13 protein-coding genes are annotated in these 11403 nt (G+C 38.7%); all 13 read left to right on the forward strand.

Annotated elements, in window-relative coordinates:
- Positions 1–24: 24 nt before the first annotated feature.
- The 13 genes from ACOQO1_RS08020 to ACOQO1_RS08080 all read left to right on the forward strand — a co-directional run bounded on the left by ACOQO1_RS08020 (position 25) and on the right by ACOQO1_RS08080 (position 11326).
- The gene (locus ACOQO1_RS08020) at positions 25–1353 is read left to right on the forward strand and encodes an RNA polymerase sigma factor (protein ID WP_420602348.1); all 1329 of its coding nucleotides are present in this window, start codon (positions 25–27) and stop codon (positions 1351–1353) included.
- 90 nt (positions 1354–1443) lie between these two features.
- Complete coding sequence (locus tag ACOQO1_RS08025; protein ID WP_420602349.1) at positions 1444–1800, forward strand: YciI family protein; 357 nt, start codon at positions 1444–1446, stop codon at positions 1798–1800.
- 13 nt (positions 1801–1813) lie between these two features.
- Positions 1814–2017 carry a hypothetical protein gene (locus ACOQO1_RS08030; protein WP_420602350.1) on the forward strand — a complete coding sequence of 68 codons (204 nt, stop codon included), beginning with the start codon at positions 1814–1816 and terminating at the stop codon, positions 2015–2017.
- A 1-nt stretch (position 2018) separates the two neighbouring features.
- Positions 2019–2489: a YHS domain-containing (seleno)protein gene (locus tag ACOQO1_RS08035; RefSeq protein WP_420602351.1), complete on the forward strand. Its 471-nt coding sequence runs from the start codon at positions 2019–2021 to the stop codon at positions 2487–2489.
- Positions 2490–2661: 172 nt separating this feature from the next.
- Positions 2662–3027: a nuclear transport factor 2 family protein gene (locus tag ACOQO1_RS08040; protein WP_420602352.1), complete on the forward strand. Its 366-nt coding sequence runs from the start codon at positions 2662–2664 to the stop codon at positions 3025–3027.
- Positions 3024–3398 (forward strand): hypothetical protein, encoded by a 375-nt coding sequence (locus ACOQO1_RS08045; protein ID WP_420602353.1) that lies wholly within the window; start codon positions 3024–3026, stop codon positions 3396–3398. The genes ACOQO1_RS08040 and ACOQO1_RS08045 overlap by 4 nt, the downstream gene beginning before the upstream one ends.
- A 29-nt stretch (positions 3399–3427) precedes the next feature.
- On the forward strand, positions 3428–4156 hold the full coding sequence (locus ACOQO1_RS08050) for a hypothetical protein (protein WP_420602354.1): 729 nt from the start codon (positions 3428–3430) through the stop codon (positions 4154–4156).
- Between the two features lie 72 nt (positions 4157–4228).
- Positions 4229–5926, forward strand: a complete 1698-nt coding sequence (locus ACOQO1_RS08055) for an OstA-like protein (protein ID WP_420602355.1) — start codon at positions 4229–4231, stop codon at positions 5924–5926.
- Between the two features lie 8 nt (positions 5927–5934).
- Positions 5935–7131 (forward strand): aspartate aminotransferase family protein, encoded by a 1197-nt coding sequence (locus ACOQO1_RS08060; RefSeq protein WP_420602356.1) that lies wholly within the window; start codon positions 5935–5937, stop codon positions 7129–7131.
- An 86-nt stretch (positions 7132–7217) separates the two neighbouring features.
- The gene (locus ACOQO1_RS08065) at positions 7218–8618 is read left to right on the forward strand and encodes a tetratricopeptide repeat protein (RefSeq protein ID WP_420602357.1); all 1401 of its coding nucleotides are present in this window, start codon (positions 7218–7220) and stop codon (positions 8616–8618) included.
- 30 nt (positions 8619–8648) lie between these two features.
- Positions 8649–9566 carry a DUF368 domain-containing protein gene (locus ACOQO1_RS08070; protein WP_420602358.1) on the forward strand — a complete coding sequence of 306 codons (918 nt, stop codon included), beginning with the start codon at positions 8649–8651 and terminating at the stop codon, positions 9564–9566.
- A gap of 16 nt (positions 9567–9582) precedes the next feature.
- Positions 9583–10620: a DUF368 domain-containing protein gene (locus ACOQO1_RS08075; protein ID WP_420602359.1), complete on the forward strand. Its 1038-nt coding sequence runs from the start codon at positions 9583–9585 to the stop codon at positions 10618–10620.
- A complete protein-coding gene (locus ACOQO1_RS08080; RefSeq protein ID WP_420602360.1) occupies positions 10574–11326 on the forward strand; it encodes a shikimate dehydrogenase family protein in 753 nt (250 codons plus the stop codon). The genes ACOQO1_RS08075 and ACOQO1_RS08080 overlap by 47 nt, the downstream gene beginning before the upstream one ends.
- The last annotated feature ends 77 nt before the right edge of the window (positions 11327–11403 follow it).

An 11403-nucleotide genomic window follows, 5' to 3' on the forward strand; every position in this document is an offset into this window, starting at 1 on the left:
ACAAACAGTGGTATTGTATAGTTTATGATATCCATTGATTCTGATACCGTACAAAAAGCTGTTCAACTAGACATGATTCCGGAAGGAAAGAACATATCAGAGAAAATTGATCATTTGTTCAGGCATGAATACGGGAAACTGGTTTCCGTGCTCACCAAAACGTTTGGGCCTTCCAATATGGATCTGGCAGAAGATGTGGTGCAGGAAGCCATGTATGAAGCACTTAACAAATGGACCTATCAAGGGGTTCCCAAAAACCCCGTTGGATGGATTTACAAAGTTGCCAAGTACAAAGCTGTAAATACATTGAACAGAGAAAAGTACAAAAGGGAATATGCTTCGGAAGTTGCCCATCACTTACAATCAGAATGGACCGCAGAACCAGCCTTAAAGCATATTTTTACAGATAAGGAAATTGCGGACGATCAGTTGAGGATGATATTTACTTGTTGCCATCCTTCCATATCATCAGATTCCCAAATAGCGCTTACATTAAAAACACTCTGCGGTTTTAGCATTCCAGAAATCTCCAAAGCATTTTTGACTACCGACGAAAACATCAACAAAAGACTGGTACGAGCCAGAAAAATAATAAAGGAAGCCGAAATTCCCTTTGAGATACCCATGGGAAAAGCTTTGGAACAGCGACTTAACAGCGTGTTGGAGGCAATTTATCTGTTGTTCAATGAAGGGTACAATGCCACCACCGGAAACAACATGATCCGATACGAGCTGTGTGAAGAGGCTATTCGCCTTGCTGAGATGATAGCTAACAGCCCTGCGATCAAATCAAAAAACACCTATGCCTTGCTGGCATTGATGACATTAAATTCCGCTCGGTTCAACTCAAGAATTGATGCGTTTGAAAACAGCATCCCTTTAGAACATCAGGACAGGAATACATGGGACAAGGATTTAATAAAGAAAGGATTGTATTATCTGGAGTTTGCCACAACACAAAATGAAATCTCCCTCTATCACATCCTTGCGACCATATCGGCAACACATTGTACAGCTCCTACTTATGAATCAACGGACTGGGAAAGCATTTTATCCCTTTATGACCTACTTATCCAAATGGACAAGTCACCTATTGTTTTACTTAATCGAGCCATTGTGGTTTCCAAAACCGCCAATCCACAAAGGGCGTTGGAAGAGCTCAATAAAATAAAGGACGATCCTGCATTCCGGTCTTATTTACCCTTTTATACTTCCAAAGCGGAGCTCCATTTTCAGAATAAAGAACCCAAAATTGCCATTTCATTGTTGTATGATGCTCTAAAACTACCTCTAGAACCCAAATTCAAATCATTGATAAACAGCAAATTGCAAGAATATTCTAAAAAAAATTGATTTTTCTTTGTGTTAAATGTCCTTTTGGCGCTCACTTATTTGACTATAGGGTATTAAAACAATTATTATAAACATTCAAGCAGTTACATTATGCAGGAATTCATGATTTTTATCAAAACCAAGGGAGACCATTTAGCGGGGCTTTCACCGGAAAAACAACAAGCCCATGTCCAAAAGATTGGGGAATACATTGGTGGACTTATGAACAGCGGAAAATTAAAAGGTGCTCAACCCTTAGAAATGGGAGGGGCTATAATCCATGGTAATAAAGGCGTTTTTAAAGATGGGCCTTTCAATGAATCAAAAGAAGTGATTGTTGGTTACTTCCATATTATGGCCCAAGACCTAGAGGAGGCCATGGAAATTGCAAGAGCCAACCCCATGTTTGATGACGCAGAGGGAACTATTGAGGTTCGTCCCATTAAACAAATGGAAGGTATTAACTAAAAATAGGATGAACATGGACAATCACAACACCAAAGTAGCCTATGACGGACATTGTGCCTTTGCCGTTAGCGCGGGAAAAACTGATGTAAAAGGAGGAAAACACAATTTAACAATCAATGGGAACACGTACCTTTTTTCTAATCCCATTGCTAAATTGCTGTTCAAATTACTTCCCAATAGAATTGAAAAAGCCGACATGAACTGGAAAAACAGATAATATGAAAAAAAGAACCAAAATTTTTCTGATAACACTATCCTCTATTGTGGTATTGGTCTTTGTTTTCGCGAAAGCCAAACGAATTTCCCCATTATCGTGGGGCCATAAGGAAGTAAATCAACCTATGTTTTCCAACCAAGCGATCAACGGATATGATCCTGTTGCTTACTTTACACATAATGAAGCGGTATTGGGCAACGAAACATATACTTATGATTGGAACAATGCCAAATGGAATTTTTCAAGTGAGGAGAACAAACAACTGTTCACGGAAAATCCGGAAAAATATGCACCTCAATTTGGGGGTTACTGTGCTTTTGCAATAAGCAAGGGGTTCACGGCCAATAGCAGCCCAGATTCTTTTGAGCTTATCAACGACAAACTGTATCTTTTTGACAACGAAGATGTAAAATTGAGTTGGAAAGAAAATCTAGAGGAAAATTTACGTGTCAGTGAAGAAAACTGGCAATAGCACGGGTCATTTCAAGGATGAAACAAAATAGCGGATTGAGCAAATACCAATCCGCTATTTTGTTTTATTTGGTAAATTGCTAACATGGTGGTGGGTTGTGATTTAACTGCTTCGGTTTTTAGTCGGCCTAAGCTATCTTCTAACATGGTAATTGGTGCAAAAAACAGGAAAAATGGAATTGAAAAAATTGGTCGAAATATGGTTTGACAAATGGGAGAATGGAGATTTTAACAATTTGCCAATCTCTGACAACTTTAAACATACGAGTCCATTTGGGACAATTGAAGGCAAAAAAGCATACCTGGATTTGGTTACAGAAAACAAGGATAAATTTTTGGGCTATGTTTTTGAACTACATGGCGGAATTTATGAAAACAATAAAGCTTGTGTTCGCTATACTGCCAAGCAAGGTGAAAACTTTTCATTGGATGTAAGTGAATGGTATTATGTAGAGGGCAATCAAATTCAAGAGATTATCGCCTATTACCATATCGGTGACATTCGTGAAGAAAGAAAACTAAAAGACAACAAGGATTGAATGAGATGAAGGCAATACCTATAATAGAAAACTTGTTCCATAGTTTTCCAAACATAAGATATGTTGCATTGTATTGGAACAATGAGCTTGTATTCAAACAAAAGGAAGAAACCCAGGATAGCTCATCGGGAGAAACGGATAGATTTGAGGAACTACTCGTCAACCCAACATTATTGACCTTGGCAACGCAAAGAGGAAACATTGACTGCGGAGGACTGGATTATTTACTCATTGCCTATGGAAATTTTCACCAATTGGTCAAGACAATATCAAACGGCCATGTTTCAATTTGTTTGGACAAGAATTCCGATTTAAACAATCTGCCCAAAGAAATATTCCTCTTTCTGAAAGAAAATCATAATATCCAGTAACATTCTCGTACAATAAAATCAAGCTATAAATGGCAGAAGTATTTAGGGGTCAAAATCATTCAATTTATACCTCAAACAATGGCGGGGTAGAGTTCATTAATAGCTTGATTGAGGTCTCCTTAAAACTTAATCCCAGTGACCCTGTAAAAAATATACAAGATTACCTTGTTCAGCTATTGGATTCAGGTTATGGTAGTTTTTCCCTTGACCCCAACTTCGATTTTCCCAACATACTTCATGATTCAGATGCACTTATAGCTTTGTCAACTATCATCAAAGAACTGGCACATGAGCTTACCAAAAGTGTACCCAACCTAAAATGGGATATTGATTGGAACCCAGAAACACGATTAAAATGGTTTGCAAGAGCAGTTCAATTTCATGAAATGGTGAACACTCTCCTGATACAAAAAAATGTCCCAGTAGAACATCTAAAACCAGATTTGGCAGTAAATGACGGGGTTATTTTTCAATACTATATTGTTTCGGACTACTACAAGGAATGCTGTAAAAGAAATCCTAAAACAAAGGGAAAAGAAAAATTTGACTTGTTAAACAAGCTAATCCCCGTAATGGTGGCTCTGGGTAAACGAAAAGACGAATTATATTTAGCGTATTCTGATCGTTCCGAAATATTCCTCGCCCAAGGTTCTCGAAAAAATGCCATTGAAGATTTGGAAAAATGTATGGCTCTCACCAATGACCCAGAGGAAAAAGAATTCCTAATGGATTCCATAAAGATCCTTTCCAATGACTAAGGAAACTAATTCCCAAACCTTTCTAAATCCTTTCCCTGCTTACGCTAAAAGTCCTACTTTTGGGCAAAATTCTTGGATTTGAAGCACATTTCAATTTTCATTTTTATACTCTCCTTTTTTGTGGCTGGTGCCCAGGAAAAAGAAAAAGAACCCGAGAGCAGACAAATAACCATTGTTTATGGTGGTGTTTTCACCAAAGATGAAGCCCAGTTCCCAGAAGCTTCCATATTTAGCAGGGATGATGAACGCCAAGTACAGTTTGAACACCAAGGGGCTGATCTTTGGTGCGATATAGCTATTCTTTACTCCCAAGAAAACCGTTTAAAAGCCATAGGCAACGTTAGGCTGCAACAAGGGGATTCCATAGAAATGAACAGTGCAAAACTGGACTATGACGGCAATACCAGACTGGCCAAGGCAATGGAAAATGTGGATTTGTCGGATGGTAAAATGACCCTCACCACCGATACACTCTATTTTGATCGTGAAAAGCAAATATCCTTCTATAAATCGGGCGGTAAAGTGGTCGACTCGGTCAATGTGCTCACCAGTAAAATTGGCACCTATTTTACAGAGCTAAAAAAAGTACAGTTCAAAAACACTGTGCATATTGACAATCCTGAATACATTATTGATTCTGAGCAATTGGATTATTACAGGGTTTCCAAAAATGCTTATATGTATGGGCCTTCTACCATTGTTGGGGAAGAATATAAAATTTATTGTGAACGCGGTTTCTATGATACTAAAATTGAAAGGGGCTATGGCGTTAAGAATACAAGAATAGATTATAGCAATCGCATTATTGAAGGGGACAGTGTTTATTTTGATAAAGCTACATCCTTTGCTTCCGCAACAAACAATATTAAAGTTACGGATACCATCAACAAAGGTGTGATCAGAGCACATTATGCCGAGGTTTTTAAGGAAAAAGATTCTGTTTTTGCCACAAAAAGGGCTGTTGCCATCAATTTAGTGCAGCAAGACTCCCTTTATATTCACGGAGATACACTTATGGTGACTGGTAAGGTTGAATCCCGAATAGTACGAGCCTTTAGAAATGCCAAATTTTATAAAACTAATTTGAGCGGTAAATGCGATTCCATCCATTCCGAAGAAAAAACAGGTATTACCCAGTTGATCACCGACCCTATTCTTTGGAATGTTGACAATCAGATTACGGGCGACAGTATTCATTTGATTTCTGATTTGGAAACCGATAAGTTGGATTCCCTCAAAGTGTTGGAAAATGCTTTTATCATTTCGTTGGATACCATTGGCAAAACAGGTTATAATCAAGCAAAAGGCAAGGATTTGTTCGGGAAATTCATTGAAAATGAGTTAAAAATCATCGATTTGGTGAAAAATACCGAAGTCATTTATTACATGTACAACGATGATGACGAGCTTATCGGAATCGATAAAACCATCTGCAGTAAAATTAGGCTGCTGATGGCCAACAGTGACATTGAGGACATTACCTTTTTTGTCAATCCCGATGGTGATATCTTCCCGGATAAGGACCTCCCTGTGGAAAGTCGAAAATTAAAAGGTTTTATATGGCGGGGAGATGAACGTATCCTTTCCAAGGATGACATTTTTGATGAGGATGACAACAACATTGAATTGGTGACAATTAGAGGAATTGATAATCCCATCGATATTGATGCTGAGGAACAGGAGCGGCAAAAAAATGAAAATGACCCTGTTAACGATATACCCAATACCAAGGCCACAAAACCTAAAGAGACAGCAGTAAAGAAAGTTTAAAAACCCTAATGCTCAAGGACGATTTTTTTAAATATCAGACCCAAACCACACCACATCCGTTGGGCCTGGAAGTTTCCCATGCCCTGGGCAGTTATATCTATGATATAAATGGAAACAAACATCTCGATTTTGTTGCGGGAGTATCGGCATGTAGCCTGGGCCATTGTCACCCTTCTGTAGTGGCGGCTGTAAAAGAACAGGCTGAAAAATATATGCATGTAATGGTATATGGGGAATACGTGCAGCAGCCCGCTGTGGAATATACCAAGCTATTGGCCTCTCACCTACCCAAGAATTTGGAGACCACTTATTTAGTTAACTCGGGCACAGAGGCCATTGAGGGTGCTATAAAACTGGCAAGAAGGTATACGGGACGTTCCCAACTGATTGCGGCAGATAATGCTTATCATGGAAACACCATGGGCAGCCTTAGCATTATGGGTTATGAAGAACGCAAAAGTGCCTTCAGGCCGTTAATTCCTGATGTAGCCTTTATCCAATTCAACAAAAAAGAGGATTTAAAGAAAATCACCAAGAAAACCGCAGCGGTTGTATTGGAAACCATTCAAGGTGGGGCAGGTTTTATTCTTCCTTCGGATAATTATTTGGAACAGGTAAGAAACCGGTGTGATGAAGTGGGGGCACTACTGATTTTGGATGAAATACAACCTGGGTTTGGACGAACAGGGAAACTCTTTGCTTTTGAACACTATAATTGTGTTCCAGATATTTTGGTCATAGGCAAGGGCATGGCCTCTGGACTTCCCGTGGGTGCATTTGTAGCTTCAAAAAAAATGATGGATACCCTGCAGACCGGCCCAAAATTAGGTCATATCACCACTTTTGGTGGAAACCCGGTAATTGCAGCTGCCAGCTTGGCAACATTACAAGAAATCACTGAAAAACAGCTTATTCCGCAAACACTTCAGAAAGAAAAGCTTTTCCGAAAACTTTTGGTACATCCTTTGATTACAGAAATAAGGGGTAAGGGTTTAATGCTCACCCTGTTATTGAAAAATGAGGAAATTGTCAATCATTTGGTGCTTGCTGCCGCTAAAAAAGGTCTAATTCTTTTCTGGTTGCTCTTTGAGCCAAAAGCGGTTAGAATATCACCACCACTGACCATTTCGGAGAAAGAAATAACGGAAGGATGCCATCAAATTATCGATATTTTAAACGATTATAAACCCACTGCTGTTAACTAATTTGTTGATAACATACCCAAAACAAAGGCTTAAAGAGTCATTCAAAGGGCTAATTTTAAGTCCATAGTCAAACCAGACAAGTTCCTATGGCGTTAGAATCTAACGAAAATCATGACAAGTCCATCAGTAAGTTTGAGTCCATGCTCAAAACGGATGACGTCTATTTTTTTGATGCGGAGGACTTTGAAGAGATTATTCACCATTATCTCAATAACGGAAAAATCTCTTTGGGAAAGAAAGCCATTCAAATAGGTCTGGAACAGCACCCAAACGCATTGGAATTAAAATTACTTCATGTTGAGGTTTTGGTTTTTGAAGACAAATATGAGGAAGCGGAACGACTGTTGGACCAGCTTCAAGATATTGATTCCCGCAATGAAGAAATCTACATACAAAGGGCCAATATCCAATCCAAACAAGACAACCACCAAGAAGCTGTAAACCTGCTTTTGGAAGCATTACAGCTTACTGAGGATAGTTTTGATGTCCATTCACTCTTGGGAATGGAATACTTGTTCATGGATGATTATGAGCAGGCAAAACGCAGTTTCATAAAATGTTTGGAATTTGACGACAAAGATTACTCATCCTTGTACAATGTTGTCTATTGCTTTGAGTTTTTGGAGGACTTTGATGGAGCAATCCACTATCTAAATGAATATTTAGAACGCAATCCGTATTGTGAGGTAGCTTGGCACCAGTTGGGTAAAATGTATTGTACCAAAGATATGTATACCGAAGCCCTTACCGCATTTGACTTTGCCATCATCTCTGACGATTCCTTTATTGGAGCCTATTTTGAGAAGGGGAAAGTGTTGGAAAAATTGGGCAGGTACAATGAGGCCATAGAAAATTACGAAACTACCATCTCCATAGAAGACCCAACCTCACATGCCTATCTCCGCATTGGTAGATGTCATGAAAAATTGGGCAATAATGACTTGGCCAAATATTACTATTACAACACAGTTCATGAAGATCCTTTGTTGGATAAGGGTTGGTTGGCCATTACGGATTTTCATTATAAACTGGAGAATTACGAAAAAGCATTGTATTACATCAACAAAGCCATAAATATTGATGGTGAAAACCCGCTTTATTGGAAAAAGTGCGCAAAAATCTATTTAGCTCTTGATAATTTTGACGAAGCGGATTTTGCCTATAAGCAAGCTGTGGATTTAGGGAACTATGAGTTGGATACCTGGCAAAATTGGGCCGATGTGCTTAGGGAAATTGGAGATTTTGGTTCGTCCATTCAAGTTTTAATTCAGGGATTGGAGTTTTATCCAGAAAGTGCAGGGCTATTATACAAATTGGCAGGAGTTTATTTGAAAAACAACGAAATTTTAAAAGCAAAGGAAAAACTGGCCGAGGCCATGCGCATGGATATTGAAAAGCTGCAATTGTTTGAAGAGGAATTTCCTGAGTTCAATAAAATAGAATGGTTACAAACCCTAGTGTCTGAAATTAAAAAGGCATCCACTTAATTTACCAATTATTTATCCCCATTATAATTTATGAAAAGGCGTTCATTGCGTGATTACGCATTTATCTCTCTAAAAGGACTTGCCATGGGTGCAGCCGATGCTGTCCCCGGTGTTTCTGGTGGTACAATTGCTCTGGTTTCGGGCATATATGAAGAGCTGGTGGAAACCATTAGCAATATTAATATTGGGCTATTTAAGTTGCTTTTAAAAGGTAAACTGAAAACTTTCTGGAAAAATGCCAATGGGAATTTTGTTCTGGCCTTGGGAATAGGGATTTTGGTCAGCTATGTCTCATTCATGAAGTTGGCCAAATATCTTCTGGAATACCACCCCATTTTAATTTGGTCCTTTTTCCTAGGACTGATTATAGCGAGTATATGGTACATGGGAAAACAGATTCCAAAATGGAGGTTAAGCACCATCCTGTTTCTATTGCTCGGTGTTGGCATTGGTTACTTTTTGACCACCCTCCCCACTGCAGAAGCAAATGATCAATTGGTTTATTTTTTCTTTTGCGCGGCCATAGCCATATGTGCAATGATTCTTCCGGGAATTTCAGGTACTTTCATTCTGATTTTATTGGGAGGCTATAGTACTTTGAGTACTGCTGTGGCTGAATTTGATGCTAAAAAGCTAATTGTATTTGTATCGGGAGCCGTAGTTGGCCTGCTCAGTTTTTCCAAAGTACTCAAATGGCTGTTGCACAAATTCCATGTGCAGACCTTTGCGGTGTTAACCGGACTGATAATCGGTTCCATCAACCAAGTTTGGCCATGGAAAAAAGTGTTGAGGACCAAAACTTTTGGAGACAAAACCATTGTTGTTGACGATATGAATGTTTGGCCAACTGCATTTGAAGGCGACAATCAATTAATACTTGCCATTTTCTTAGCCATGATAGGTTTTTCACTTATTTTTATCTTGGAAAGAGTAGCTTCCAAAAAATAAGGGGAAAACGTCATATATGCATCAACCTAGATCATTTCTGGATAACTTCTTTTTGGTGATAAAAGGCCTTTGCATGGGAGCGGCAAACAAGGTTCCTGGTGTATCTGGAGGCATTGTTGCCTTTGTTGGTGGTTTTTATGAAGAATTTATCTATTCCCTCCAAAAAGTAAACTCCAAGGCTTTTAAATTACTCATCAACGGACGTTTTAGGAGTTTTTACCAATATACCAATGGACAATTTTTATTACTGCTCATCTTTGGTATGCTGGTAAGCTATTTCAGTGTGTCAAGAGTTTTGGATTATTTTTTGGAACAAAGGGAACTTTTTGTGTGGGCCTCTTTTTTTGGGATGATTCTGGGTTCCATCTATTATATTTTCAAAGATTTTCACCATTGGAACAATAGAACGGTCCCAGCTGGAATTATTGGTCTTCTCATTGGGGTTTCCATTAGTTTTTTAAGCCCCGCTACAGAAAATGATAATCTTTTCTTTATTTTTTTCTGTGGAATCATAAGTGTTTCCGGAATGACATTGCCGGGTCTTTCTGGATCGTTTATCTTGATTCTTCTGGGAAATTATGTCCTCTTACTTGTTGACTCCGTAAATGCGCTTTATGATACATTTTCAGAGGTTTTCTCTGGGGATTTCAGTTTTATCAAAAATCCCAATCGAATGGAAACCCTTAAAATATTGGGAGTTTTCACCCTGGGTTCTGCAACTGGCCTGGTCACTTTTTCGCATTTATTGAGTTTTGTCCTCAAACACTATAAAGCAACATCTACAGCTGTTATTTTAGGTTTCATAACGGGTTCATTAGGTGTTGTATGGCCTTGGAAGCGCACCATGTACAAAACGGACGCTTTGGGGAATGCATTGCTGGATTCCAATGGAGACAAGATAGTGCTCAACTATGAACGCTATCTGCCAGATTTGGGAAATGCAGAAACTTGGTGGGCGCTATTCTTTGTGATTCTAGGAATTTTGGTATTATTGGTTTTGGATTGGTATGGAAAAAACAGAAAAGAAAGAAAACAGGTTCGGTCTGCTCGGTAGGAATATCTCCTATTCATTTTCGCAGGGGTATTTCTCTCAAAAATTTGAAGATTTGGGGCTGGAAAACCATAGCTATGAAAATTTTGACATTCCATCCATTTCGGAATTTGAGAAGTTGATTTCACAAAATGACTTAAAAGGTTTAAACGTTACCATTCCATATAAGGAGGAAGTACTGTCTTATTTAACGGGATTGGATGCCAAGGCCGAAAAAATTGGCGCGGTCAACACTATAAAATTTACCAAAGAAGGCCTAATAGGCTATAATACGGACGCTTATGGCTTTCAAAAATCGTTGGAACCTTTTTTAAAACAACATCATACCAAGGCGCTTATTTTGGGTACCGGTGGAGCATCAAAAGCTATCCGGTTTGTATTGGAACAATTGGGTATTGAACATTCTTATGTTTCAAGGACCAAAAAAGAAAATCAGTATACGTATGATGAATTGGACAAAGAAATTATGGAAAACCATACGATTATAGTCAACTGCACTCCCCTAGGAACCCACCCTAATGTAGATGATAAACCCGCACTGCCCTATCAATATCTTGATGAAAACCATCTGTTGTTTGACCTTATCTACAATCCAGAAAAAACCGCTTTTCTTGTAGAGGGAGAAATAAAAGGTACACAAATCAAGAATGGTTTGGAAATGCTACAGCTACAGGCAGAAAAAGCCTGGGAAATCTGGAACACTCCCTAAAATCCATCAGTAATGCTTCATTTTGTTGTGTCATATACAACAAAACCTGACCAAAAGAAGAATCACTACGTTTGTTA

The sequence above is a fragment of the Flagellimonas sp. genome (assembly GCF_965222555.1).
In the GTDB taxonomy this organism is placed as follows: Bacteria; Bacteroidota; Bacteroidia; order Flavobacteriales; family Flavobacteriaceae; genus Flagellimonas.